Below are 26,395 nucleotides of genomic sequence, written 5' to 3' on the forward strand. Positions count from 1 at the left end.
GAAGGGCGCGGTGGCGCGGGCGTGAAGGTCGTCGGTACGTGGGGTGCGGTGACGCGTCGTGGACCGTCCCGGATCACCGTGCGGACCCGGCCGGCCCCGGGGGCCGGCCGTGCCAGTGGTCCCGGCGCAGCGCCGCTTCGGTGCCGGCGAGGTACACGGCCGTGGCGAGCCACTGGGCCGCGTACCGGTCGGGATCGCCCTCGTCGAGGCGGCCGAACGCGTCGCGGGTGCGGTCGGCGGCCACCTCGCCGAGCGCGGCGACCAGGGCAGCGCCGGTGACGAACCCGGCGCGGCGCAGCGCGGTGGCGTGGCCGCGCAGGTCGTCGCCGCGCGCGGGTTCGGCGGCGGCCCGGCGCCCCCCGGCGACGGCCAGTTCGACCAGCCGGCGGACCCGCCAGAGAGGTGAGTCGTCCGCGGGGGCGGTGGGGAGCGGCCCGGGCCCGGAGGCCGGCTCCGCGGGGAAGTGGTCGTCCCGGAGGTGGTCGTAGCCGAGATCGGCGCGGCCCTGCCAGTCGTCCGGCAGACGCAGGGTCGCCTCCGTGCCGGGCAGCGGGGCGACGGCGAGCGGGCGGAGGGTGGTGACCCGGTCGGGGTCGGGGCGTCCGACGACCCGGATCCGCAGTCCGGGGTGCTCGCCCAGACGCCGCAGGTTCGCGGTGTGGGCGAGGACGGGATGGCGGTGCGCGGGAGCCAGCCGGACCGGCCCGTCCCCCCGCCCCGGCAGTACGTGGACCAGCAGGTCCTCGCCGTCGGTGGCGGCGACCTCCACGTCGCGGACGGTCAGCGACCCGGTGTGTCCGGCTCCGCCGGGGTCCGGCGGGGTCCAGGGCCGGCCGGCGGCGAAGGTGGCGCGGACGCCCGGTTCCGGCAGCAGGCGGCCGTCCGGGGCGACGACCGCTCCGGTGACGATCAGGCCGCCGCGGGACACCCGGAAGTGGTCGCTCAGGAAGGCCCGGAGGGCGACATGGGCGGTACCGGCCCGGCGTGCGCGGGCGGGGCCGCCGGGCTTGACGTCGGGGAGCGTGTACCCGTGGCCGTCGCCGTCGACGAGGTGGGTGACCACCCCGCCGAGGCCGTCCGGCCCGATCACCGGTTCGCGGCAGACGCCGTACAGCCGCAGCGGTCCGTCGGGGCGGTGGTGGTGGTGGCGGACGGCACCGATGAGCGCCGGGTCGGGGTCGGCGGACCTCAGGCGGTGGGTGACGAGGAGGAGTTCGCGCAGGGCGTCGGCCAGTGCGGCGAGGGCGCGGGGGCTGTGCGGGTCGCGCTCGTCGCGCAGGCGGCGCACGACGTCCAGGGCGGCGGCCTCCGCGCGGTGGAGACCCGTGAGGCGAGCGGTGTGGGCGGCGCGCAGCACCTCCGCCTGAAGGACCGCTCCGGCCCCGGCGGTTCCGGCGGACAGCACGGCTGCCGCCGCCTTCCAGAGCCCGGAGGCCGCCCGTGCCCGGTCGGCGGAGGGGGCGAGGACGGGCCGGCGCCCCGAACCGGCGAGCGCCTCCTTCCCGGCGCCGGGACGACCGGGGGCGGCTCGGCGACCGTCGCCGGCGGGACGGTCCGGGTCCGCGCGCCGGTCGGCGTCCGGGTCCGGACCCGGCGTCCGGTGCGGACCCGGCGTCCGGTGCGGACCGCGTGCTCCGTCGGGGGCCCGGCCCGGTCCCGTGGGACGGTCCCGTCCCACGGGCCGGGCCCGGTCCGCCGGGCCGTCCTCATCCGCCGGGCCGTCCTCGTCGGCCGCGTCGGCCGCGTCGGCCGCAGGGATCGTGTCGGCGACCGGGCAGGCGCCCAGGACCGCCGCCAGGTGCAGGCAGCGCGGGGCCAGCAGGCAGGTGCAGTGGGCCTGGCCGGGCGCGGTGACGGTGCCGGCCGGGCCGGGGGTCAGGGTCACCCGGGCGTCCTCACCGCAGCGGACGCGGACGGTGCCGTCCTCGGTGGTGACCGGTGCGCCGGCCAGGGCCTCGACGGCCGCGTCCAGTCTGCCGCGGAGCCGTGTGGTGAGGCTCTCCACCGCGGAGGCGAACACCTCCGGTGCGACGGGTGGGAGGGCAAGGCTCATCGGGTCGCTCCGCGGAGGCGCTCGCCCACCCAGCGGGCGAGCGAGAGGGGGCTGAGGGCGGCCACCGGCATGCCGGCCGCGACGAGCTGCCGCGCGACCGGTACCGAGTAACGGGGGGCTCCGTCGCCGTTCAGGGCGGCACAGCCCAGCAGGTGGACACCGGAGGAGACCAGGGACCTGACCTCGGTCAGCAGACCGTCGACCGCGCCGCCCTCCTCGAAGTCGCTGACGACCACCATCAGGGTGCGGTTCGGCACCGTCACCAGCGTGCGGGCGTGCGCGAGACCGGCCGCGATGTGGGTGCCCCCGCCGACCTTCACCTCGAGCAGCAGGGAGAGCGGGTCGTCGATCCGGTCGGTGAGGTCGACGACCCGCGTGCTGAAGGTGAGGAAGTGGGCGGAGAGCATGGGCGCACCGCCCAGTACGGCGGCGGTCAGCGCCGACCAGATGACCGAGGACTCCATGGACGCGGACACGTCGACGACGAGGATCAGCCGCCAGTCGCTCTGCTTGGCGGCGCGGGTCCTGAAGACCGGCCGTTCGGGGACGATCTGGACGGTGCCGTCCGCCAGGCGGCGGCTGTGCACGAGGTTGGCCCGCAGGGTACGGGGCAGGTCGAGCCGGCCGCCGGGCCGGCGGGAGGGGCGCGGTGTGGTGAGGCCGGTCAGTGCGGGGCGCAGCCGGGTGGCGAGTTCCCGGGCGAGTTCCTCGACCAGCCGTTTGACCAGCGGCCGGAGGCGGGCGATCCGCTGTTCGGGCATTCCCCTGGCGAGCGACAGTACGGCGGACAGCAGCTCCACGGAAGGGCGTGCCGAGGCCGGGTCGAGGTGGTCGATCACATCCGTACGGCCCTTGGCCGCGGCGCGTCCGAGGACTTCCTCCCGGACGTCCGCGCCGAAGAGCGCTTCGAGGTCCTCGGCCCAGTGCCGGGCACTGGGGTAACTCGGACCCCGGCCGGCGGTGAGGCCGTCCGGACCGCCGTCGGCCGGATCCGCGCCCTCCGCCTGGTCCGTGTCACCGTCCGAGCCCTCGTCCCCCGCCGGTCCGTCCCGTCCGAACAGCTCGTCGAGGGCGCGGGCGTAGGGCAGCAGCTCCGGGGGGAGTTTCGCCGTGTCGCGGCCGAGCAGCAGCCGCCAGCGGTCGGCGGGACCGAGACGCGAGGTGCCGGGATCCGTGCCACGGGCGGGCCACGGGCCGCTCGCCCCGGACGCCCGCCCGTTCGGGGCGGGAACGTCCAGGGCCGGACCGTCCAGCACAGGCCCGCCCGCAACAGGCCCGTCCAGCACAGGCCCGCCCGGAACAGGCCCGCCCGGAACAGGCCCGCCCGGGGCGGAACCGTCCAGCACAGGTCCGTCCAGGACCGGACCGTCCGTGGGTGAAGGGTCCACCAGGTTCGCCAGGCCCAGGGCCTTCAGCAGGGCCAGCCCTTCGTGGTCGGCCTCGGCCCACCGGCCGGCCGACTCGGCGGGCGCGGTGAGCCGGAGGTCGGGCCGGTCGCCGAGCCGGCCGGTCACGGCCGCCAGCAGTCGCCCGCGTCCCTCCGGGGTGAGTGCCTGGAAACCCCCGCGCAGTGCGGGAAGCCGGTCGAGGAAGCTCCGGTCGTCCAGGGTCTCGACACGCTCCAGTAGCGGGTCGAGGGAGGTGGGCAGGGACGCGATCAGCGGTCCGGCGGCGACGAGCACACCGGTGAGCCGGCGCTCCAGCCGGTGCCGGGTGTCCGGTGCCGTCGCCGAGTCGATCCAGCCGGCGAGTCTCCCGCCCAGCGACCGCGAACTGTCGAGGTCGAGCAGTACCCGGGCGGCCAGGGCCGCTCCCTGGACGAGCGGGGAAGCGGTGCGCGCGAGCGCGGACAGCTCGCCGTCCAGGCGCAGGCCGAGCCGTTCCCCACCGCTGCGGACGGCCAGGGTCACGAGGGCGACGGCGTCCTCCGTCTCGTCGCTGCCGGCCAGCCCGGGCAGGATGCGGACGGCGGCTTCCAGCAGGATGTCGCGGAGCGCCGCCGCCCGGAGGCGTGTCCGCTCGGTCGTACCGGGCAGGTGCTCCCTGCGTATCGACTCCAGCAGGTCGACGCACCGCAGCAGTTCGCGAAGGGTGGCCGCCGCGGGCAGGACCCGCGCGGCCTGCGTGAGACAGTCACCGACCAGGTCCGGCAGGGCGCACCGGGCCGCTGCCCCCAGCAGGCCGATGACCCGGGCCGGGGTGACTCCGCCGGATTCCGTCGCCCGGCGGTGGTTCTCGCGCAGGGTGCCCTCGGCCGCCTGGGCGGCGGTGACGCCTCTGACGCCCACCAGGTCGAGCCGGGCCGCGACCGACGGGGTCCAGGCCGCCCGCCAGCGTGTGGTGAGGGCGCTCCCCTCCCCCACGGCGGACACCTCGACCGGTTCCGCGTAGCCCACCCCGCACTCCTCGAGCCGCTGGAGCAGGATCTCGCGCCGGGCGTCGAGGGCGGAACGCAGCGGCGAGAGCCGGATCTCCCGGCGGCCGGTACTGCCCGGCCCCGGCAGCCGGAGCGAGGCGAGTTCCGCCTCCACCCAGGGGCCGAGACCGGACCGGGGTGTGCCGGGGGCGAGATGGCCGCGGCCCGTGCCGACCAGCACCGTCTCCAGGACCCGGCCGGGTGGCGGTCCCCCCTGTCCCAGTACGGACGTCACCGCCTCCAGCAGCTCGCTCCGGCCGGGTGCCGCCAGGCCGCGCAGGGTGGCGAGGTCGCAGGCCAGTCGCAGGGTCTCGATCGCCTCGCCGGTGCCCGCGGTGTGGCCGGCCGCGCGGATCTCCCGGCACAGCTCGGTGACGACGCGGGCGGCGGCGTCGCGTATCCGGCCGGGGTCGCTGCCGGCGTCGAGCACCGCCTGCTGCCAGCGCGGGTCGCGGATGCCGGCCGGGTATCCGGAGCGGGAGTCCAGCAGGGCGAAGGCGTACGGCACGAGGGAGGTGACGACCGGAGGGCCCGGGTCGCCCGCTCCTTCGTCGGCCGCCTCCCCCGTGGCCGTGGAGTCGTCCTCGTCGATCAGTCCGGGCGCGTGGAAGGCGCCGGTCACCGCCGCGACCCGGCGTTCGCCGGCCCCGGCCGCGGCGACGGCCCGGCGCATGTGTGCCTCCCGGGCGAGGTCGACGGCCGCGATGCCGCCGCGGGCCGCCCGGTCCCGGCGCACGGCCCAGCCGAAGCCGAGGGCGGCGCGGCGCACGGCGTCGGGAGTGCTGCCGGGCGCCAGCACCTCCACGGTGCGGTCCCACAGGTCGTCCGCGTCCGGCCCGGTCGCCTCCGCGCCGGCCGCCGGGGCGGCCGTCCACTCCGGGGCCGCGAGGGGCAGGTCGCAGCAGATCACCTCCGCGCCCCGGTCCCGCGCCCAGCGGATCGCCGCCAGTTCCGGGGAGAAGTCGGCGAGGGGGTACAGGCGCAGCCGTCCGTCCTCGTACGCGCCGGCCAGGGCCACCGGCGCCGCGGTGCGCGGATCGGAGAGATACGGCAGCCAGGGCTGGAAGTCGGCCGGCAGTTCGACGCAGACGGCCTCGGCGTCCGCGGCGTCCAGCAGCCGGGGCACGGCGACGGCCAGCGCGGGGCTGTGGTGCCGTACGCCGATCAGGTACGGCCGCGTGCGGGCCGCCAGGGCGGCCACCTCTGCTCTTACGGTCATGGGTCCAGGGGAGCGGTTCGGCGGGGACGGCCGTACGGGACGGCCGCCCCCCTTCGTGACGGAACTCAGCGACGGCGCTTCGGTGGCCGCGGCACCTCCAGTTCCTCCAGCTGGGGCGCGTCCCCGTCCTGGACCCGCCGCCAGGCCTCGCGGTAGAGCGCGGCGACCGGCAGGGTGGGCACGACGACGCCCAGGACGGGCCTCTCAGCGTCGGTCAGGCCGTACATCGGCAGCTTCCACCGCTCCAGCGGCAGGTGCGGGAGGTCCAGCCGGGTCCAGCCGCCGGGCAGGAACAGCGAGCGTCCGGCCTTGGACCGGCTGCCCTCGACCACGAGGTCGGTGGCGGCGAGCTCGGCGCGGGCGGCACGCAGCCTGGCCGTTCCGCCGCGCTGCCCGGCCCAGCCGGTCCAGCGGGCGGTGTTGCGGTCGGTGGGGTCCGGCAGGGCGAGCAGCATCAGGTAGAGGACGGCGGCGTCCTCGCCGATGCCGTACCGCTTGGCGGCCTCCGTGACGAGGTCGGGTACGGACCGGGCGGGGTCCTGCGGCCACCACCGGCCGTCCGCGTCGCGCTCGCCGCCCACCGGGTTCCCGGGGTCGGCGAGCAGCTCGGCGAAGAGCCGGTCGTGGACCAGGCGCAGCGCGGTCTCCTGGGCGTTGGGCCGTTCACCGGTGAACAGTGCCGTCAGATGCGGGTCGTTGCCGGCCGCGTCCAGCAGCGCGGGACGGATGGCAAAGACGGTTTCGGACCTCCCGTTGCCCAGCACGACCGCGCCCTGGCGCACGAAGTCGTCGCCGGTCTCCGTGGGGTCTCCGGCGGCCCGCCGGAACGCCTCCCGGTCGACCCGCCGGTCGACCTCGATCAGCAGGCCCGGATGGGCCAGCCGTTCGCGCAGCGCAGTGAGTACGCCGGGCAGGGTGGCGCGGATCGGGTCGCCGGCCGGGAGACGGTGGGCGAGCCACGCCGCCAGGGCCACCGAGCCCTTCAGGACGGCGCCGTCGAAGCCGGGCGTCTGCTCGGTGCTCTCCGGGCGGTAGGAGCCGATCCTCCAGGTGAGGTCCCGGGACAGCCGGGGCTCGGCGGTCACGTCGAGGAAGCCGCGCAGTGCCGCGGCCGGTGCCCAGCCCGGGGAGACCACGCTACGGACCGCGTCGTGGAGCAGTTCCTCGGGGAGGGGCGTGCGCCGGCCGAGCCGCTCGTTCCACACCTCTGCCGCGCGGGCGGCGTCGGGGCCGTCCGTCCACAGCCGGGACGGGTCGGCTGGCAGCAGCGCCGCGACGACGGCCTGCCGGGCGTCCGCGTCGAGGGACCTCAGCTCGTCCTTGGCCACGCGCGCGTCGGCCGACTTCACCCCGATCGTCTTCAGCGTCGCCGAGGGCACCGCCTCCCGCTCGTCGTCGATCATGGGGAGGCCGGCGACCACCAGCCGGGCCATGGTCGGGGTGACGCCGGTGAGCCGCGCGAACTCCTCGGCGGCCGCCGGGAACCAGGGCGCCGGTCCGTGCTCGGCGAGCTCGGCGCGGAACGCCGCGGCCCAGCCGGGCGCCCGTGCCGGCTCCGGCACCAGCGGCCCGGCGGCGACCAGGGTGTACGGCGCGGGTGTCTCGAACCGGCCGGACGGGTCGTGGAAGAGCGCTCCGTAGGGCCGGCCGGTGGACTCGCCGTCGGGGTCCCACCCCTGGAGGAAGCGGAACGCGTGTTCGGGGAAGACCAGGAACGCGCCGCCGCCGAAGTCGAGCACGGTCGCGTCCCTGTACCCCTGAATGGCGTCGGGCCCTTCGAACAGGCTCTGGTCCAGCCGCAGCCGGACCCGCCGCCAGTGCCCGGGGTCCAGGTCCGTGAGCCCCTGCGCGTCGAACTCCTCGAGGTACGCGTCCAGCGCCTGCCGGTGCTCCTCCACGACGGCCTGCGAACCGGCCCGCAGGGCGAGGATCGCGGGCAGTACGGGCAGCGCCGGGACGTGCAGACACTCCAGGGACTCCTGCCTGGCCGTGTCGAGGTGGGTCCGGCCCGTGGGAGCCGGTTCGGCCAGGCCCCGCGCGGAGCGGCCCAGCAGGTCCGGCAGGTCGTAGAGGTGGTGGTAGAAGTCGTAGAACCGGCGGCGCCGGCCGATGGTCAGGCCGACGCCGTTCAGCGCCGCCCCGAGCACGCGGTCGCCCACCTTGGGCCGCGGCTCCCGCGGCACCTCTCCGGCGATCGCGGAGTCGAGCCGGGCCAGCGCCGCGTCCAGGACGCGCTGCTGCTCGGCGGCGTACCGCACGATGCCGGTGATGCCCGCCCGCAGCGCCTCGTGGCCGACCTCCGGCAGCAACTTCCGGACCAGCCCGGGCACCAGGTCCTGGTCGTCCCCGATCGGCTCGTCCGGCTTCTCGGCGTTCCGTGGCCGCTCCGTCACGGCCCCGGTCAGCAGTGCCTGCGCGGTGTCCTCGTCGATCCGGCGGAGCGCCTCGGAGCCCTGCGGGTCGCGGGGCCGGAGCAGGTGCCAGTGGCTCAGGGGCGGCAGCAGCGCGGTGCCTGCGCTGAAGCGCCCGTGCGTCCGGTCCTCCGGGACCTCGGCGAGCACCGTGCCGTCCGGGCCGAGCAGCCGGACGGCGTTCCAGTACCGGATGACGGCCAACGGCCGGTCGGCGCCAGGGAGTTGCAGCGCGTGCCGGGGGAACGCGTCCTTGTCGTCCGGTACGACGACCGAGCGTCCGGCGAGGTCCTCGCCCCGCAGCCGGCCGTCCGCCAGCTTCGTCAGGCGCCAGCCGAGGAGCCCGTCCACGGGGGCGCACACCGGACCCGGTACGGCGGTGGGGGCCGGCCGCAGCCAGGAGTTCTGCAGAACGTGGTCCTCGGAGCCGGTGGCCGGTCCCCCGCCGAACCACTCCGGCGTCCCGGGCTCGCCCACGGTGTCGCCGGCCGGGTCGTACGCGCACCAGGTGTGCTGTCCGTCCTCGGCTCCATGGGCGGCCCACACCCAGTACGACGTCCCGTCGCCGATCACCCGCCGCCTCGTCCGGACCACCGTGTCCCCTCGGCGCAGCACGCCGTGACCGGAGGTCCGTCCGCCCCCGGGCAGCGGGAGGGAGACGAGGAGCCGGTCCGCGTCACGTCCGCCCGCCTCATTGGCGCTTTGGAAGTAGCCTGCGACGGGCATCGGTGACGGGTCCGGGGTGTGGCTCCAGTAGCCCTCGGTGCCGGTGGAGTACGAGTCCCACCAGACGAGCAGTTCGCCGTCCACGTACTGACAGCTGACGCGCCACAGCCGGTCCGTCATGTCCGGCGGGAGCCGCAGCTCGTGGGTGAGCACGGTGCCCTCCGCACCGATCACCCGGGCCTGTGTACCGGTCAGGACGACGAGATACGGCCAGGCGTCGACGACCCAAACCTTCGGGGCGCGCTGCTCCGGTTCACAGGGCGGGAGCGCCTCCTCCCAGGCGGGCCAGCCCAGTTCGTCGAGCACGCCGGTGCGCAGCGCCCGGGCGAGTGCGGGGGCGATCCCGGTGCCCAGCGCGTCCCGTACCGCCTCCTCGGCGACCGCCAGCACCTCTCCCGGCAGCCAGCCCAGGGTGCGCAGAGGGCCGGAGTAGCGGGAGAACGCGGGCAGTTCCGCGGTGATGTACATCCGGCTGACCTCGCCCACCCATTCGGTGAGCATGGGCCGCCCGCCGGGGGACTCGGCCAGGATGAGGACGGTCTCCTTGTGGTTCCCCCTGTCGTCCTCGGGACAGCCGCGCCGGAACGCCGGGCGGAAGCGGTGGTCGGCCTCCAGCGCGACGAGATCGCGCCGGGTGTCGCAGGCGGCCCACGCGCTCAGGCGCAGCCAGCCTCCGTCCCCTGGCTCCGCCACCGGTATGCGCAGCGCCAGCAGTTGGTCGAGGAGGTTCACATCGCTGAGCGGGGGCGGCAACGTGCCGCCGGAGGCGTGCAGTTCGGCACGCAGCACGTCGGCCATGCGGTCGACGAGCGGAGCAAGCTCCGGCGGGGCGAGACTGTGGTCCTCGGCCCGGCACAGGTCGAGGAACCTGCGTGTCCACCCGGCCGTACCGTCGGAGGGCCGTACGTCGGCGGGCAGCGTGGGATCGCACAGCCCGGCGGTGGCGCCGGACTTCTCCAGCAGGTCCAGCCACTGGGACAGGTCCTCGCCCTCCCACTCCTCGGGCATGAGGCCCAGCAGGGTGCCGCGGACGGCGGGCTCCCGCCGGGTCAGTTCCAGCAGGGCCTGGCGGTGCGCCTTCCACCAGCCGGGCGGCGCCTTGAGGGTGCCGGGCAGCGTCAGCATCTCGCGCAGATGGGCGATCTCCTCCGCCTGCGCGTCCTTGCCCGCGACCGCCTTCGCCAGTTTGCGCAGTTCGGCCGCGCCCGGGCTCGACGGAGCCAGTCCGTGCGCCGCGAGCCGGACGAACAGTCCGCGCAGGTGCCGGAACGCCGTCGCGGCCGGGACCCGGGACGACAGCCCCTTGGCGTAGCTGGAGAGGACCTTCGTCGGCATGGCGTCGGCGAGGGCGAACTCCAGGAACACGGCGTCCATGCGCGCCTCGTCGAACGGCAGCGCGTGGGCCGTCTCGGCCTTGCGCGCGTTGACGAACATCTGGGACGCGTACGCCGTCTCGTCGGCGGCCAGGAACACCCGGCCGGCCTGCTCGTAGAAGGTCGGCAGGAAGTGCGGTACGGACCCCGCGAGCCGTTCGCCGATCGACTCGTAGGCGGCACGGGCCCGCTTCGGGCTCGATCTCGCCCTCCGCGCCACCTTGTTCATCTCCTCGACCAGGGACATGGCGAGGTGACCGTCCGAGGGGTGATGGACCAGCACCCAGTCGGGGAAGCCCAGGGCCCGGGGCCGGCCGAGACCGACCTCCACCGGCTCGCCCTCGGGTACCAGGCCGAGGAAACCGGTGCGCGGGCCCTCGGTCTGCTCCTCGGTGGTGAGGCGTACGACGATCCGGCCGTCCAGGCCCGGATGACGGTAGGCCTGGGTGTACACGGGCACGGCCCGGTCGCCCGCACCGCCGGTGCCCGGCGGCAGTACCGCACCGGCGCGCAGCAGCTCCTCCGGGTCCGCCTGCGTGCCGTTCCGTGTCGTCGGGTCGTTCATGCGTGCGTGCCTTTCCTGGGTGTGCGTTCCGTCGTGCCGTTCACGCGACGCCGTCCTCGGTCACGGTGCGGCCGGCGTGCAGGGCCGCGGCCATGCGCATGCCCTCGGACCAGGCCACGGGGCCGACTTCGGTCAGGGGCAGGCTGCGGTAGCCGTCCTCGTCGCTCCAGCTGAGGCTGCCGGTCCAGGCCTTCTCCTCGGCGTAGGGATCGCTCATGCCGACCGAGGCGGTGACGACGCGCCCGCCGTCCAGGATCCGGTCGACGGCGCTGCTGCCGGAGACCTTGTAGCCGAGGGACGTGATACGGGAGGAGAGGTGGAACCACGAGCGGTACTCGGCGCCGGCGAACTCGTGGACCGATTCGGCGGCCCCGTCGATGTCGGCGGGCTTGTGCCAGGTGGCGCGGTGGATCTGCTCGACGCCCTGCGTCACGCCCAACTCTGCTGCGAACGCCCTGAGTTCCTCCAGGTCCGGGAGGAGGACGGGATGGGGCATGGTCACCGTGCGGGGGGCCAGGCGGACGGTCTCGCCGTCCAGGGTGACCACCCGCAGCTCACCCGAGCCGTCCGCGTCGCGCAGGAAGCCGGTCTCGTCGGGGCCGTCGCCGACGACGACGATGTCGCGCAGCGCGGACTGCCATGCCTCGTCGGGCCAGAGCCGGGCCAGCAGACCGGTCGGCACCGGCAGCGAGGACACCATCCAGGTGTCGACCTGTGCCGCGCACTCGGCCGCGTGCCGCTCCAGCCACTCGGCGAACCGCTGCAGTTCCTGTACTTCGGGACGGTCCCGTATCTCCTCCGGCAGGGTCCTCGCCCGCCCTGCCGGTGACACCCCGGCCGGGGACTCCGCCACGGCGGACCGGGACCGGGCCACCACCCTGCCCTCCACCAGAGCGACTTCGTACGCGTCGCCCGCTGCCAGCCAACCCATGGGTTACTCGCCTCTCCCACCACTCGGAATCCGGCACAGCTCGTCCGGCAACGGTCCGATCGGCGTGCCTCGCTGTGACGATGGGCGAAAGACTAGAGGCACCCGCCGACAGTCCACCGGCGCCCGCTCCGGGCCGAGTTGGCGGGGAGGCGGTGGGCAACGCGGTCCGCCCGGACGGACGGTGGGATTCGCGCCAGATTGGACGACGACTGTTTCCGGCCGCGCTCCGGACGGGCGGACCCGCTGCCCCGGTGCCTCCTGTCCGGCGCGGTACGGCCGCTCCGGCCGGCGATGTGCCGCCGCAACCAGGGCGACGGGGCCGCCGGCGTGGGCGTGACGGCCGATCGGCGCATTCCGCACGGGCGGGCGCCGCTCGTGCGGAGGGTGTGCGGCCCCGTCGTTTTCGGCCGGGCGGGCACAGGCGTCCCCCCTCCCCGAGGGGCACCGGGGACGGCGGATTGCGTCCGGTGAGGTTCGCACGTGCGTACGCGTCGTGTTGTTCCTGGGCGGATCAGGGCACACGGCCCCTGGCGCGGAGGGAGTGCGCTGTCGGCTGCCCAGGGAGCAGCCGCTGACAGAGGGTGGGGGAGATGGTTCGTACTGTCGTGGTGCACGACGAGGAACTGCTGAGATCGGCATTGGTGCAACTGCTCAGATCCGATGTCGCGCTGGAGGTCTCGTCCATGTCACCCGGCGCCGGCCTGCCGGATCACGAGGTGTTGCCGACGGACGTGTGGGTCGTGGACGGTGACTGCCTGTGGGGGCCGGGGCAGACGGACGGCGCGCCCTTCCGGGCGCGGCGCGGGGACCGGCTCGTCGTCCTGACGACCGCCAAGCGGCCGGGGATCCTCCGCCGGGCGTTCGACAGCGGTGCTCTCGGGCTGGTCGACAAGAACGCTCCGGCGCGCCGGCTGATCACGGCGGTGCACACGGTCGCCAAGGGGGAACGTTTCCTCGACGAGACGCTCACGGTCGCCCTGCTGGAGGGCGCGGAGATGCCGCTGACCACCCGCGAGCTGAGCGTGCTGTCCCTCGCCTCCCAGGGTGCGCCGATGGCCGAGATCGCGGCCCGTCTGCACCTGTCCCGGGGGACCGTCCGCAACTACATGGCCACGGCGATCCGGAAGGTGGGTGCCCGCAACCGGGTCGACGCGATACGCATCGTCCAGAGCGCCGGATGGACGTGACGGGACGTGCGGTGACCCCGCCCGGGACGGCCGGCCCCGGTCAGGGCTCCCGGGCCGGGCCGCCGTTCCAGTGGCCCGTCAGGTCACGGTAGAGCGGCGAGCGCTCCAGCACCTGCTCGTGCGTGCCGCACACCGCCTCCGTCCCGTCCAGCACCAGTACCCGGTCGGCGCGGACGGCCGACGACAGGCGGTGCGCCACCACCAGCAGCGTTCCCCGGCGCCGCGCGAGGGCCTCCTCCGCACGTGCCTCGGACGCCGGGTCGAGATGGCAGGTGGCCTCGTCGAGCAGCAGCAGCGGCGCGGGGGACAGGTAGGCGCGGGCGAGCGCGACGAGCTGCCGTTCGCCCGGGGACAGTTCGGCGGGCCGCACCGGTGCGTCGAGCCCGCCCAGGCGCTCGACCAGCGGCCGCAGACCGAGGGCCCCGACGGCGGCGTCGAGGTCCGCGCGGTCCGCGTCCGGACGCAGATAGGCGAGGTTGTCCCCCACGGTCCCGGAGAAGACGTACGCCTCCTGGGGCACCAGCACGCGCAGCGCGGCGAGTTCGGCGGGTGCGCGCCCGGTCACCTCCCGGCCGGCCACCCGTACCTCGCCGCCGCTCGGCGCGAGCGTCCCCGCGACCAGGCGGGTGAGCGTCGACTTGCCGATGCCGCTCGGGCCGACGACCGCGAGGCGCTCGCCCGGGACGACGCACAGGTCGAGCGAGTCGAGGACCGGCTGCGCGCGGGCGCCGTAGGACAGGGTCACGGAGCGCAGCTCCACCGCCGCGGTCGGTCCGCCGCGCGCCGGACGTCTCCCGTGAACCGGTGACCGGGCGCCGGCGTCGGCGATGTCTGCGGTCGTCCCGGTGCGGGCGGTGACGGCCGTGCCGGGGGCCGGGAAGCGTGCGGCCGGGTACGCGGTCTTCGACCGCGCGTGATGCCTGACCGACGCCCTCGCCGGCTCCGGCTCCGGCTCCGGCTCCGGCTCCGGGCCGATGATCCGGTCGAGGACGACCAGCAGCCGGGCCCCCGCCGCACCGAGCGCGGTCATCAGCGTGTGCAGGGCGGGCAGCAGCGACTGGACGAGGTAGGTGAAAGCACCCAGCAGCGCGCCCGCCGTCACTCCCCGCCCGCGCAGCCACGGCACCGCCAGCAGCAGTGCGAGGACGGGCAGATGACCCGCGACACCGAGCGCCGCCGTGCGCACCGCCGCCCAGCCGGCCAGGGCACGGGCCGCCGCGGCGGCCCCGTCGACCAGTTCCGCGCCGCGTCGCGCCGCCTCGGGCCCGGTTCCGCAGGCCGTCAGGTCCCGCAGCGCCGCCCGTGACCGGGCCGCGTGGTCGCCCAGCGCCTCGTCGGCCGCCAGAGCGCGTCGCTGGGCCGCGGCCATGGGCCGCAGCGTCACCAGGAACAGCGCCAGGCCGCCCGACAGCGGTGGCAGCACCACCACGAGGAGGGCGGGGTGCAGCGACAGCAGCCCCAGCAGCGCTCCGGCGGCGGTGAAGACGAAGGACCGCAGGGTCAGGACGAGACCGGCGAAGCTGTCCCGGGCGATCTCGACCTGATTCGTCAGCCGGGAGACGGCCGCCCGGTCCGTCCCGCCGGCCCCGCCCGGGGCGGCCCGGGCCAGGGACCGGTCGACCGCACGCCGCACCAGGCCGTCGCGCAGCGGCTCCGTCAGCCCGGCCAGCTGGGTGAAGACACCCCGGATCACCGGGGCACCGAACAGTACGGCGACCAGCGCGATCGCGAGCCACAGCAGCCCCCGACGCACGTCACCGGCGAGGAACCCCCGGTCGACGGCCCGGGCGACTCCGTAGCCCACGAGGAACGCCTGCCCGGTCTCGGCCAGCGACCAGAACGCGAGCCGCGCCAGCACCCCTGTGCGGCGGGCGAGGAAACGGCGGGCGGGCGGCGCGATGCGGCGCAGCGCCCCGGACCCGTCGCCCGTACCCCGCGCGCCCGTGTCCGCGACGCGCGTCACGGCCGCGCCCTCTCGGGCCGGGGCCGGCGCGCGGCGCTCGTACGCGGTGCCGCGGCCCCGGTGTCCCCGGCGCCGAAGACCGCCCGGTAGCCGGCCACGTTCCACAGTTCGCGATGGGGCGCGACGGCCCGCACTCCCCCGTCCTCCAGCCAGATCACCAGATCCGCCCGGGCCGCCACCGACGGGCGGTGCGCGACGACCAGCCTGGTTCCGGGCCGCACCGAGTGGCGCAGCGCCCGGTCCACCTCGTGCTCCGTGGCGGTGTCCAGGCTGGACGTCGCGTCGTCCATGATCAGCAGCCGTCCGGCGTGCGCGAACGCCCGGGCGAGTCCGAGGCGCTGGTACTCGCCGCCCGAGAGCGGCGCCGCGGACAGCGGGGTGTCGTAACCGCTCGGCAGCCGGCGGACGAAGCCGTCGGCGCCCGCGGCGCGGCAGGCCTCCCGGATCTCCTCGGGCGACACCCGCCGGGGGCCGGTGGCGACCGCTTCGGCGACCGTGCCCTCGGCCGGCGCCGGGCGCTCGAAGGCGTAGGCGACCTCGGTGCGCAACGCCTCCCGGGTCAACCGGTCGAGGCGGACACCGTCCAGCAGCACATGTCCCTCGTCGGGGTCGATCAGCCGTCCCGCCACGGCGGCCAGGACGGACTTCCCCGCTCCGCTGCGGCCGACCACCGCGACGGTGGTGCCGCCCGGCACCCGCACAGCGTCGGCGCGCAGGACCTGCCTGCCGTCGCGCACCACCCGCACCCCGCACAGTTCGAGATCGCCCGGCCCGGCCGGGGGAAGACGCCGCGTCCCGTGGACCAGCGCGGGCATGTGTGCCAGTGCCAGGATCCGGTTCCGTGCCTCTCGGCCCCGTACCACCGCGCCCAGCAGGGACGCGGCGCCGCCGACGCCGGCCGTCAGCTGCGCGTACCGGAACACGGCGAGCAGCTCGCCCACGCTCAGCGCGCCCGACGCGAGACGCAGGCCGCCGACGGCCGTGGCGGCCAGGGTGAGCAGGGGGACCAGGACACCGCTCCGGCCCAGGGCCCGTCCGTGCAGCGCCCACATGCGCCGGCCCAGGGTGGCGAGTTGCGTCAACGGCTCGAGCACGCGCGCCCGTTCGCGGGCGCCGGTCCCCGCGGCGGCGATCGTCGCCGCGCCTTCCAGGGCCTCCAGCAGTCGGGACGCGATCTGTGACTGCGTGTTCTGGTAGGCGGCCACCGAGGCACCGGTGTCGCGGGCGAAGGTGCGCAGTACCAGCGCCAGGGCGGGCAGCCCGGCCAGTACGCAGGCCGCCACCCACACGTCGACGACGGCCAGCGCCGCGAGCGCGCCCACCGGCGTGACCATCGAGGCCGCCAGCGCCGCCCGGGCCGCCGGGGCGCCTCCCGCGTCGGCGGCGTTGAGGGTCAGGCGGGTCCCGACGTCCCCCGGTGTGAAGGGCCGCGCGCGCTCCGGTACGGCGCGCAGCAGACCGTCGAAGGCGCGGGAGCGGAGGGACGCCGTCCAAACCGCGTTGCAGCGGCCGGTGAACAGGGAGGTGAGGCTGTCGAGCAGCAGTTCTCCGACGAGCAGCGCGGCGCTCAGCGCCAGCCAGCGTCCCGCGGCACCGGCGGCTCCGTCGGCGCCGTCGCGCAGGAGCAGATCGAGTGTGCGGCCGAGGGCGAAGGGCTGGGCCACCGTCGCCGCGGCCGCTCCGACCGAGCACAGCAGCACCAGCGCTTCGGGCGCGCGCCCCGGCGCCGCGCCGTCCCGCGCCCCGCCCGTCCGCCGCGTCCGGAACCCGGTCGTCGGCACCAGCCGGCCTCCTTCCGTCCGTCCACCGGAACGTGCTGCGGCGCCCCGGGCCGGAACCCGGGGCGCCGGAGCCGAGCGACGTGACTCACCACGTCGCGGCGGTCAACACCGGTGTCAGTTACAGGTGGTGATGCTCAGGCTGCTGTCGCCGCAGAGCAGCAGGCTCGCACGGCTTCCGGTCTCGACGTCCCCCATGGCCTCTTCCTTGGGGGTCTCCATCGACTGCAGGTCGAACAGGTTCATGACATCTTCCCTTCGTGGGACAACGGGTTCTCTTGCATCACGACCCCGGGAGGGGCCGAGTCATGGGGCCGCCCCTGGGTGCGCGGCGGCGGAAGGAACGGCAGCCCGGCGGCCGGGGCACCGTGTGCGGAGGCGACGGCCAGCAGGCATCCGGCCGTGCCGGTGGAGAGGTCCATGGACAGGCGCATCATCTGCTCACCGGGGAAGGCGAGCCGGCCGCGGTAGGCCATGGCGTGCCAGGACAGCGCGTCGAGTTGACGCCGGACGGCCTCCGGACCGGTGCCGGGTACCTCGGCCGTCGTGCGGGCGAGGTACAGCACCATCCCGGACACACCCCGGTACAGGCCCGGCTGGGCGTAGAACATGGCCTGCGCCGCGGCCACGATCTCGCCTCTCGCCCGCTCGAACTCCTCGTCCTCCCGGTGCGCCAGGTAGTCGTCGAGCACCATGCCGATGCCCACGCTGCCCGCGCCCAGGTAGGGCATGGTGCGCCAGCCCTCGTCGACCTGCAGCGCGCCGCCCGCGCCGCGGACGCAGCGGGCGAGGTCCTGGCGCAGCGCGTCCCGCGCGAGGTCGAGCAGGGCGGGGTCCCGGTCGCGTTCGTACAGCCGCAGGAAGAGCAGGGCGCGTCCCGCCGCGCCGTACAGCAGTCCCGCGCGCGCCCGGCCGGTGCTCCCGTCGCCGGTGCTCCCGTTCCCGGCCGGCCCGCCCCGGGCGGTCAGCTCGGCGCAGCGCCGGGCCGCCGCGCGCAGAGCGGTCTCCCCGGTGGCCGCGGCCAGCGAGTCCAGGGCCAGGCCCACTCCGGCGGTACCGCTGTGCAGGTCCGGGGCCAGGTGGTCGATGGGCTGGTCGAGGAGCAGCTCGGCGAGGTCGAGGGCGCGATCGCGGTGACCGAGGTACTCCAGCGTCCAGGCGAGGCCGGCGAGCCCGTCGTGGAAGCCGGGCGGCATGCCCGACGGCGGTTGCTTGGTCCGCTCCAGCAGCCACTGCTCCCCGTCCTCGTCCCTTCCCGCCCCGCTCTCGGCCAGGGCGTACAGCACTCCCGCCGCGCCGTGACCGAAGGCCAGTCCGCCGCCGGCGGTGGCGAACTGCGCGATGTCGCCGGGGAAGAGACGGTCGGTACGGGACGGTGTCGCCGACGCGCGGATGGCCTCGGCCATCGAGTCCCGGCTGCGGGGCCAGTCGTCGGGGCGGACCGGCACCACCGGCCCGTCCGCCCGTCGCGCCGCCGGGGCGCCGGCGGGGGCACCGCCCGTGATCTCGTCGACCGCCGCGTCCAGGAAGGCCCGGTCCACCGGGAACCGCTCCGCCACCACATCGGCGAGATGGGCCGCCTTGCGCCGGTCCAGCGCCAGCAGGCTGGTGAGCGGGAGGAACAGCGCGAGCCGCAGACAGGCCAGCGCGTACCGGTCCACCGCGACGCCCCGCCGGTCGGACGGCGCCACGAACCCCGGGTTGGCGACGGTCTGCCGGCCGGCTTCGCCGACCCGGTGGGCCGCCTCGAAGTCCAGCAGGGCGACGCTGTCGTCCTCACGGATCATGATGTTGAACAGGTGCAGGTCGTTGAAGACCACGCCCCGGGCGTGGACGGCCTCGACGGCGCGTTCCACCCGCGCGTGGACGTCGAGGGCCCAGGCCGTGTACTCGGCCAGCCGCTCCTCACCGGGGTCGGCCTCGATGAGCGGGTGACGGCGGGCGAAGAACGTGTTGAGCGGCTTGCCGTCGATGTGCTCCAGCACCAGGAAGTGGTGCTCCCCCACCGTCAGGTGATCGAGCACCTCGGGTGTGCAGTCGAGGCCGGACAGCCGCTCCAGCGCCCGGCGTTCGCGGTGCAGCCGGGTCACGGCGTCCGCGCCGTCGGCCGCCAGACCGGCGTGCGGACGGGCCTCCTTCAGGACCACCCGCTCCCCGGTGCGGGAGTCGCGGGCGAGGTAGACACCGCCACCGTTGGAGAAGTGCAGCGCCGACTCGACGGAGTAGGGCAGGCCGCCCACGGTCAGCGCGTCCCGGGCCGCCAGGTGCGGGCGCAGGAAGGCGGGCGGCTCCACCCAGTCCGGTATGCGGAAGACGGGGCCGCGCAGGTCGGGCACCAGCACGCCGTCGGGACCGGTCACGGCCGGCCGCAGCTCCCCTTGCGCGTCGTAGCAGTTGCGCCGGGTGAAGCCGCCGTACCGGACGTGCACGGGTCCTTCGCCCAGCCGCAGATCGCTCAGGATGTACGGTCCGGGCTCGCCCGCCAGCAGCTCCGACAGCTCGCCGGCGAGCCGTTCGAACCGCTCCTCGTCCGCCGGGTACACGGTGATGAACTTGCCGCTGCCCGCCCGGTCCGCGTACTTGGCGTTGCGCTGGTGCAGCAGATAGCGGCTGGGGACGAACTTGAAGGCCGTGCCGCCGGCGACGCAGTGCCGCCACACCCGCTCGAGCACGGACTCGGCGTTGTCGAGACAGGCCGAGACGTGGATCTTCCACCCCTGGTCGGGCAGTTCGGCGTCGGCCGGACGCAGGGCGAGCCAGTCCCCGCTCTCGTTGCGCTGCCATCCCTGCGGGACGGGCCACGAGGCCGCGGCGTACCGGGAGCGCCCGGTGCCGGCCGGGGAGACGGTGCGGTGCGGAGCGTCGTAGAAGTACGGGTCCGCGTCGCAGTACACGGCATAGCCCTTGTTCACGCCGTCTCCCTCCCACCGATTGCTGACGGGCATGACGCTGTCACGGGGCGCACCGTCCCGCACAGTCACCGCTGTCATCACTCCGGCGTGCGGAACGCACGGGTAACTTCGCGGGAGGTTCCGTACGGCGGAAGTCCCCTTGCCGGGGCGGGGTCGGCGTCGTCATGGTGCGAGCGACACGACGTCGAGGGATGACGGGAGCCGCGACGATGCCGCACATCACCGCCTTCGCCAGGAACCAGTGGTACGTGAAGTGCGTGGGCGGGCTGCTCGAACCGACGGCCGGTGAGGTGTTCCTGGCCGGGCGGAAGGTGGACGGTCCGCCGCCCGGCATGGCGTTCGTGTTCCAGGAGTACGGGCGCAGCCTGTTCCCGTGGATGCGGGTCGGCCAGAACGTCGAACTCCCGCCGAAGCAGAAGGACCTGGGCAAGGCGCGGCGCCGCGAGCTGGTCGCGGACGCCCTCGCCTCGGTGGGCCTCGCGGACGCGGCCGGGGCGTACCCGTGGCAGCTCTCCGGCGGTATGCAGCAGCGGGCGGCGATCGCGCGGGCGCTGGCGTACGAGCCCGAGGTGCTGCTGATGGACGAGCCGTTCGCGGCGGTGGACGCGCAGACCCGCGCCGATCTGGAGGACCTGGTACGGCGGTTGTGGCGGGATCACGGTCCTGTTCGTCACCCATGACATCGACGAGGCGGTGTACTTGGGCGAGCGAGTGGTGGTGCTGTCGGCCTCCCCCACCGTCGTACGGGAGCAGCTGAAGGTCGACCTGCCCGCCGAACGGGACCAGTTGGGCACCCGCGTGGCACCGCGCTTCGCCGAACTGCGGACCCATGTGTACGAGCAGATCCAGGCGGCGAAGCGCGGAGCCACGACGGCCAAGACGGACACGCCCCCGCTTCACTGAACAACGCGGTACGGTCCCGGGGCGGTCCTCAGGCGCGCAGCCAGACCGCGGTGTCCTTCGGCAGTCGTCCGTCGGGGTCCAGGGGGCCGCTGGCGAGGAGCGGCGCGGTGTGGGCCGGGAGGGTGGCGGGCGTGTCCGCGAGGTTCACCACGCAGAGGGTGCCGCCGTCCGCGCGGGTGAAGGCGAGCACGCCGTCGGCGGTGGACAGCCAGGTGAGCGGGCCGTCGCCGAAGACCGGGCGCAGACGGATCGCCTCGCGGTAGAGGGCGAGCATCGAGCCGGGATCCCGTGCCTGCCGGTCGGCCGCGTACGATGCCCAGCCGGCGGGCTGCGGCAGCCACGGTTCGCCGCCGAACCCGGCGTGCGGCGCGTCGGCCGTCCACGGCAGCGGCACCCTGCACCCGTCGCGGCCGGGGTCGGTGCCCCCGGAGCGGGCGTGCATGGGGTCCTCGATGCGGTCGAGCGGGATGTCGGCCTCGGGCAGGCCCAGTTCCTCGCCCTGGTAGACGTAGACCGCGCCGGGCAGGGCCAGGGAGAGCAGGGCTGCGGCGCGGGCCCGGCGGGTGCCGAGGGCGAGGTCGGTCGGGGTGCCGAAGGCCTTGGTGGCGAAGTCGAAGCCGGTGTCGGCGCGGCCGTAGCGGGTGACCGTGCGGGTGACGTCGTGGTTGCACAGCACCCAGGTGGCGGGGGCGCCGATCGGCGCGTGTTCGGCGAGGGTGTCCTCGATGGAGGTGCGCAGCCGTGCCGCGTCCCAGGCGCAGGTCATGAAGGAGAAGTTGAACGCGGTGTGCAGCTCGTCGGGGCGGAGGTAGCGGGCGAAGCGTTCGGTGTCGGGCAGCCAGACCTCGCCGACGAAGACGGCCCCGTACTCGTCGGCGACGGCCCGCCAGGCGCGGTAGACGTCGTGGAGTTCGTCGCGGTCGACGTAGGGGTGCGGGTCGCGGCCCTCGGTGAGGTCCGGCAGCCGGGGGTCCTTCGCCGGCAGTGCGGCGGAGTCGATGCGGACGCCGGCCACGCCCCGCTCGAACCAGAAGCGCAGGATGTCCTCGTGCTCCTGACGGACGGCGGGGTGCGCCCAGTTGAGGTCGGGCTGCTCGGGCGCGAACAGGTGGAGGTACCAGTCGCCGTCGGGCAGCCGGGTCCAGGCGGGGCCGCCGAACTCCGACTGCCAGTCGTTCGGCGGGAGTTCACCGTGGTCACCGCGCCCCGGGCGGAAGTGGAACAGCTCCCGTTCGGAGCCGCCGGCGAGCGCCGCCCGGAACCAGGGGTGCTGGTCGGAGACATGGTTGGGCACGATGTCGACGATCGTGCGGATGCCCAGTTCCCGTGCCTCGGCGATGAGTTTCTCCGCCTCGGCGAGGGTGCCGAAGGCCGGGTCGATCACCCGGTAGTCGGCGACGTCGTAGCCGCCGTCCTTCATCGGGGACAGGTACCAGGGGTTGAACCACAGGGCGTCCACGCCGAGTTCGGCCAGGTACGGCAGCCTGGCGCGGACGCCCGCGAGGTCGCCGGTGCCGTCGCCGTCGCCGTCGGCGAAGCTGCGGACGTACACCTGGTAGATGACGGCGGAGCGCCACCAGTCGTCGTTCAGGGCAGGGGTGGGCTGTCCCACGGTGCGTGCCTTTCTCTTCTGTGAACGGAGGGGTCCGGTGTCAGCCCTTGGTGCTGCCCGCGCTGATTCCGGCGATGATGTGCCGCTGGAAGACGAGGAACAACGCGACCATGGGAATGCTGGCGATCACCATCGCGGCGATGAGTACGGTCAGCTGGATGTTCTGCGACAACTGCACGAGGGCCACGCTGATCGGCTGTTTGTCCGTGTCGGAGAAGACCATCAGCGGCCACAGGAAGTCCTGCCAGACGGCGACCAGCGCGAAGATCGACACCACTCCGAGGACCGGGCGCGACATGGGCAGCACGATCGACCACAGGGTGCGCAGCTTCCCCGCGCCGTCCATCTCGGCGGCCTCCAGCACGTCCCGGGGCAGTTGGTCGAAGAACCGCTTGAGCAGGTAGAGGTTGAAGGCGTTGGCGACGGCCGGCAGCCAGATGGCGAGCGGGTCGTTGAGGAGTCCGAGGTCCGCCACGGTCAGGTACTTCGGTACGACCAGGGCCTGCGCCGGGACCATCAGCGTGGCGAGGATGCCGCCGAGGACCAGCTTGCCGAAGGCGGGCCGCAGCTTGGACAGGGCGTAGGCGGCGGCCGTGCAGAACACCAGCTGGAAGATCCAGGCGCCGGCCGCCTGCACCACCGTGTTCCACAGGTGGGTGGGCAGCTCCATCAATTCCCAGGCGTCGGTGTAGCCGCTGGTGCTCCAGCTCTCCGGGACGAGGGTGGGCGGGGTGCGGGCCACCTCGTCCGGTGACTTCATCGCGCCGCTCGCCATCCAGTAGACGGGGAAGAGGAAGGCGAGCGCGAACAGCACGACGACGCCGGTGAACACGGTCCAGTAGACGGCCCTGCCGCGCGGGCGGGCCAGGACGGCCGGGGACACCAGGGTGCGGGTGCTCATGCGGCCTCCTCTCCGGAGCGGGTGAGACGGAGGTAGCCGGCGGAGAACAGGCCGAGCAGGGCGAGGAGCATCACGCTCAGCGCGCAGGCGCCGCCGAAGTCGTTGTAGAGGAAGGCGTACTTGTAGATGAGGTAGAGGACGGTCACGGTCGCGTTCTCGGGGCCGCCGCCGGTGATCACGAAGGGTTCGGTGAACACCTGCATGGTGGCGATGATCTGCAGCAGCATCAGCATGAGGATGACGAACCTGGTCTGCGGGACCGTCACATGGCGGATGCGCTGGAGCAGGTTCGCGCCGTCCAGTTCGGCGGCCTCGTACAGCTCGCCGGGGATGGACTGCAGGGCGGCGAGGTAGATGAGGACGGTGCCGCCCATGTTGGCCCAGGTGGCGACGACGACCAGGGAGACCAGCGCGGTGTCGGCGCCGTTGGACCAGTTCGAGGTGGGCAGGTGGAGGAAGCGCAGCGCCTCGTTGGCGAGGCCGGCGCCCGGGTCGTAGAACCACTTCCACAGCAGGGCGCTGACCACCGGCGGGATCATCACCGGGAGGTAGACGACGACCCGGAAGAAGGCCTTGGCGTGCCGGAGTTCGTTCAGGACGAGGGCCAGCACGAAGGGGATCGCGAAGCCGATCAGCAGGGCGAGGAGAGTGAAGGTGAGCGTGTTGCGCCAGGCGGCGCCGAACTCGGGGTCGTTCAGGACCCGGGTGAAGTTGGCGGTGCCGACCCATTCGGGGTCGGAGCCCGGCGTGTACTTCTGGAAGGCGATCACGACGGCGCGGATCGCCGGGTACCAGGAGAACAGGGCGAAGCAGACGAGTCCGCCGAGGAGGAAGCCGTAGGCGCGCAGCTGGTCGGTGAGGCGGCGCCGTCTCCGGTCCCCTGCCGGGGACGGCGCCTTCACCGGCCGGACCCGCACGGCCGCGGCCGGCCGTTCAACCGTCTTCGTCACCGGTCAGCTCCGGGCCAGGATGCCGTCGATCTTGCCGGAGGCGTCCTTCAGGAGCCGGTCGATGTCCGCGTCCTCCTTGGTGAGGACGGCGGAGACCACACCGTCGAGGACGGAGTAGAGCTGCTGGGCGTGCGGCGGCTCGATCTTCATCTCCAGCTGCTGGTTGCCGTCGAGGAAGGACTGGTAGTTCTCCACCGGGACGTTGGCGTTGGCCTGCTTGACCTGCTGGTCCTTGTCGTCGGCGGCGCCGGTGAACAGGCGGGGCTCGGGCAGGCCGACCGGGGCGTCGTTCTTCTTGGCGCGGGCGTAGTCGCCGAGGAAGCCGTCACCGGGGGTGAGGAACATGTGGTCGAGCCACTTCAGGCCGGCGCGGATCTGCTCGGGTGAGGCCTCCTTGTTGAACATGTAGCCGTCGCCGCCGATGAGGGTGCCCTCGCCGCCGGGCATGGGGGCGAGGGCGATGTTCTCGTACTCGGCGCCCTTCTCCTTGACGAGGATCGGGATGTTGTCGGGGGCGGCGAGGTACATGCCGAGCTTGCCGGCGCCCATCATCTGCTGGGCGTCGTTGATGACGAGCAGTTGCCTGCTGCCCATCGACTCGTCCTTCCACCGCATGTCGTGCAGGTTCTGGAGCACGGCGCGGCCCTCGGGGGTGTCGACGGTGGCCTTCTCGCCGTCGGCGCTCACCACCTCGCCGCCCTGCGAGTAGAGCTCTGCGGTGAAGTGCCAGCCGCCCTGGTTCTGGGCGCTGTAGTCGGCGTAGCCGACGGTGCCGTCGCCGAGTGCGGTGATCTTCTCGGCGGCGTCACGGACCCCGGCCCAGGTGGTGGGCGGCCGGTCCGGGTCGAGGCCGGCCTTCTCGAAGAGTTCCCGGTTGTAGATCAGCCCCATCGAGTAGCCGGTGCGCGGGATGCCGTAGACCTTGCCGTCGGCGGTGTAGATGTCCCGCAGCTGCTGCTGGATGGTGCCGTAACTCTTCAACTCCTTGACGTACGGGGTGAGATCGGCGGCCTGGTTGATGTCGACGACGTGCCTGGCGTCGGTGAAGTACGTGTAGAAGACGTCCTCCATCTGTCCGCCGGCGAGTTTGGCGTCGAACGTCTTCGGGTCCTGGCAGGGGAACGCGTCGTGCGGGACGACGTCGATGTCCGGGTTCTTCTTCTCGAAGGCGGCGATGTCCTCCTCGAAGAACTGCCGGTCGACCTTGGCGCTCTTGGGCGGCATGCAGTTGACGGTGATGCGGGTCTTGCCGCCGGCGGCTTCGTCGCCGTCCGAGCCGCAGGCGGTGAGCGCGAGCGCGCCGACGCCTAGCGCGACGAGGGTACGGCGGATCCCGGTGTTTCTCATCGGTGGACCCCTTAAGGGACAGGAGCGAGTGAACCCCTCGGAACAGGAGCGGTGGGCGGGGCACACTCAAGCACCGACGACATCGGTCCGCAAGATGTCGCGTAGAATTTGAAATTATTCGACAGTAGAGTGGATCTCAGGAACGGGGCGCCTGCGCGGTCGACCCCCGTACCACCAGCTCGGGTTCGAACAGCAGTTCCTCGGGGGCCACCGCACTGCCGTTGATCTGCGCGTTCAGCAACTCCACCACCGCCTTGCCCATGGCTTCGATGGGCTGTCGGACGGTGGTGAGCGGAGGCTCGGTGCAGTTCATCAGCGCCGAGTCGTCGTATCCCACGACGGATATCCGCCCCGGAACGTCGAGTCCCTTGCGACGGGCGGCCCGTACGACGCCGAGGGCGAGGGGGTCGCTGGCGCAGATGAAGCCGGTGACGCCCCTCTCGATGAGCCGGGAGGCGGCGGCATGACCGCCCTCGATGGAGAACATGGCACGGGCGACATGCTCTTCCGGCACGTCCCCGGCGACCACGCGGGCGGCGGCCAGTTTGCGCGCCGAGGGCATGTGGTCGCCGGGGCCGAGCACCAGCCCGATGCGCTCGTGCCCGAGCGAGGCCAGATGCCGCCACGCCTGCTCCACGGCCACGGCGTCGTCGCACGACACGGCGGGGAAGCCGAGGTGCTCTATGGCCGCGTTGACGAGGACGACCGGAATGTTCCGCTCGGCGAGCCGCCGGTAGTGGTCGTGGGGCGCGTCGGCCTGGGCGTACAGGCCGCCGGCGAACACCACGCCGGACACCTGCTGCTGGAGCAGCAGGTCCACGTAGTCCGCCTCGGAGACACCGCCCCGCGTCTGGGTGCACAGCACCGGCGTGAGACCGAGCTGGGCCAGCGCGCCGCCGATGACCTCCGCGAAGGCCGGGAAGATCGGGTTCTGCAGCTCGGGCAGGACCAGGCCGACCAGCCGGGCGCGCTCACCGCGCAGCTGGGTGGGCCGCTCGTAGCCGAGCACGTCCAGGGCGGAGAGCACCGCCTGCCGGGTGGCCTCGGAGACTCCCGGCTTGCCGTTGAGCACCCGGCTGACCGTGGCCTCGCTGACCCCGACCTTCTTCGCCACCACAGCAAGTCGTCGTGTCATGAACGCAAGGATA

General features: G+C 74.2%; 14 protein-coding genes and 1 pseudogene. 2 read left to right on the forward strand and 13 right to left on the reverse strand.

The genetic code is table 11. From position 1 onward, the window contains the following. Window positions 1-73 precede the first annotated feature (73 nt). The 4 genes from ACH4VX_RS06385 to ACH4VX_RS06400 form a co-directional block, all read right to left on the reverse strand. On the reverse strand, window positions 74-2,053 hold the full coding sequence (locus tag ACH4VX_RS06385; protein ID WP_398366180.1) for a hypothetical protein: 1,980 nt from the start codon (window positions 2,051-2,053) through the stop codon (window positions 74-76). Next, entirely contained in the window at window positions 2,050-5,688 is a 3,639-nt protein-coding gene (locus ACH4VX_RS06390; RefSeq protein ID WP_398366181.1) for a DUF5682 family protein, read from the reverse strand. Before ACH4VX_RS06390 ends, ACH4VX_RS06385 begins: the two co-directional genes overlap by 4 nt. A 65-nt stretch (window positions 5,689-5,753) precedes the next feature. Continuing rightward, window positions 5,754-10,763 (reverse strand): DNA-binding protein, encoded by a 5,010-nt coding sequence (locus ACH4VX_RS06395; RefSeq protein ID WP_398366182.1) that lies wholly within the window; start codon window positions 10,761-10,763, stop codon window positions 5,754-5,756. A 40-nt stretch (window positions 10,764-10,803) separates the two neighbouring features. Then, complete coding sequence (locus ACH4VX_RS06400) at window positions 10,804-11,694, reverse strand: DUF4132 domain-containing protein (RefSeq protein ID WP_398366183.1); 891 nt, start codon at window positions 11,692-11,694, stop codon at window positions 10,804-10,806. 590 nt (window positions 11,695-12,284) lie between these two features. Between ACH4VX_RS06400 and ACH4VX_RS06405 the strand changes: the two genes are divergently transcribed. Further along, window positions 12,285-12,881: a LuxR C-terminal-related transcriptional regulator gene (locus tag ACH4VX_RS06405; protein WP_398366184.1), complete on the forward strand. Its 597-nt coding sequence runs from the start codon at window positions 12,285-12,287 to the stop codon at window positions 12,879-12,881. Between the two features lie 40 nt (window positions 12,882-12,921). Here ACH4VX_RS06405 and ACH4VX_RS06410 read toward each other — a convergent pair whose 3' ends face one another. The 4 genes from ACH4VX_RS06410 to lanKC form a co-directional block, all read right to left on the reverse strand. Next, entirely contained in the window at window positions 12,922-14,844 is a 1,923-nt protein-coding gene (locus ACH4VX_RS06410; protein WP_398366185.1) for an ATP-binding cassette domain-containing protein, read from the reverse strand. Further along, a complete protein-coding gene (locus ACH4VX_RS06415; RefSeq protein WP_398366186.1) occupies window positions 14,841-16,625 on the reverse strand; it encodes an ABC transporter ATP-binding protein in 1,785 nt (594 codons plus the stop codon). Before ACH4VX_RS06415 ends, ACH4VX_RS06410 begins: the two co-directional genes overlap by 4 nt. Before the next feature lie 114 nt (window positions 16,626-16,739). Next, window positions 16,740-16,868: a SapB/AmfS family lanthipeptide gene (locus ACH4VX_RS06420; protein ID WP_003972313.1), complete on the reverse strand. Its 129-nt coding sequence runs from the start codon at window positions 16,866-16,868 to the stop codon at window positions 16,740-16,742. Then, window positions 16,865-19,534, reverse strand: a complete 2,670-nt coding sequence (gene lanKC / locus ACH4VX_RS06425; protein WP_398366187.1) for a class III lanthionine synthetase LanKC — start codon at window positions 19,532-19,534, stop codon at window positions 16,865-16,867. The genes ACH4VX_RS06420 and lanKC overlap by 4 nt, the downstream gene beginning before the upstream one ends. A 248-nt stretch (window positions 19,535-19,782) precedes the next feature. Here lanKC and ACH4VX_RS06430 point away from each other — a divergent pair. Beyond that, window positions 19,783-20,437, forward strand: a pseudogene (locus ACH4VX_RS06430) (ABC transporter ATP-binding protein); the annotation flags it as partial. A gap of 28 nt (window positions 20,438-20,465) precedes the next feature. Here ACH4VX_RS06430 and ACH4VX_RS06435 read toward each other — a convergent pair. The 5 genes from ACH4VX_RS06435 to ACH4VX_RS06455 form a co-directional block, all read right to left on the reverse strand. Further along, window positions 20,466-22,049 carry a glycoside hydrolase family 13 protein gene (locus tag ACH4VX_RS06435; RefSeq protein ID WP_398366188.1) on the reverse strand — a complete coding sequence of 528 codons (1,584 nt, stop codon included), beginning with the start codon at window positions 22,047-22,049 and terminating at the stop codon, window positions 20,466-20,468. A gap of 40 nt (window positions 22,050-22,089) precedes the next feature. Beyond that, window positions 22,090-22,950, reverse strand: coding sequence for a carbohydrate ABC transporter permease (locus tag ACH4VX_RS06440; protein WP_398366189.1), 861 nt, complete (start codon window positions 22,948-22,950; stop codon window positions 22,090-22,092). Continuing rightward, on the reverse strand, window positions 22,947-23,900 hold the full coding sequence (locus ACH4VX_RS06445; protein ID WP_398366190.1) for a carbohydrate ABC transporter permease: 954 nt from the start codon (window positions 23,898-23,900) through the stop codon (window positions 22,947-22,949). Before ACH4VX_RS06445 ends, ACH4VX_RS06440 begins: the two co-directional genes overlap by 4 nt. 3 nt (window positions 23,901-23,903) lie before the next feature. Next, entirely contained in the window at window positions 23,904-25,247 is a 1,344-nt protein-coding gene (locus ACH4VX_RS06450) for an ABC transporter substrate-binding protein (RefSeq protein WP_398366191.1), read from the reverse strand. A 136-nt stretch (window positions 25,248-25,383) separates the two neighbouring features. Beyond that, window positions 25,384-26,382 carry a LacI family DNA-binding transcriptional regulator gene (locus ACH4VX_RS06455; protein ID WP_398366192.1) on the reverse strand — a complete coding sequence of 333 codons (999 nt, stop codon included), beginning with the start codon at window positions 26,380-26,382 and terminating at the stop codon, window positions 25,384-25,386. Window positions 26,383-26,395 lie beyond the last annotated feature (13 nt).

The organism is Streptomyces sp. NPDC020731 (genome assembly GCF_044334705.1).
GTDB lineage: Bacteria > Actinomycetota > Actinomycetes > Streptomycetales > Streptomycetaceae > Streptomyces.

What these genes read in the sequence shown, in the direction of transcription:
- ACH4VX_RS06450 (WP_398366191.1), bottom strand. Translation starts at nt 25,247, where the DNA reads ATGAGAAACACCGGGATCCGCCGTACCCTCGTCGCGCTAGGCGTCGGC.
- ACH4VX_RS06395 (WP_398366182.1), bottom strand. Translation starts at nt 10,763, where the DNA reads ATGAACGACCCGACGACACGGAACGGCACGCAGGCGGACCCGGAGGAG.
- ACH4VX_RS06400 (WP_398366183.1), bottom strand. Translation starts at nt 11,694, where the DNA reads ATGGGTTGGCTGGCAGCGGGCGACGCGTACGAAGTCGCTCTGGTGGAG.
- ACH4VX_RS06440 (WP_398366189.1), bottom strand. Translation starts at nt 22,950, where the DNA reads ATGAGCACCCGCACCCTGGTGTCCCCGGCCGTCCTGGCCCGCCCGCGC.
- ACH4VX_RS06405 (WP_398366184.1), top strand. Translation starts at nt 12,285, where the DNA reads ATGGTTCGTACTGTCGTGGTGCACGACGAGGAACTGCTGAGATCGGCA.
- ACH4VX_RS06420 (WP_003972313.1), bottom strand. Translation starts at nt 16,868, where the DNA reads ATGAACCTGTTCGACCTGCAGTCGATGGAGACCCCCAAGGAAGAGGCC.
- ACH4VX_RS06390 (WP_398366181.1), bottom strand. Translation starts at nt 5,688, where the DNA reads ATGACCGTAAGAGCAGAGGTGGCCGCCCTGGCGGCCCGCACGCGGCCG.
- ACH4VX_RS06455 (WP_398366192.1), bottom strand. Translation starts at nt 26,382, where the DNA reads ATGACACGACGACTTGCTGTGGTGGCGAAGAAGGTCGGGGTCAGCGAG.
- ACH4VX_RS06385 (WP_398366180.1), bottom strand. Translation starts at nt 2,053, where the DNA reads ATGAGCCTTGCCCTCCCACCCGTCGCACCGGAGGTGTTCGCCTCCGCG.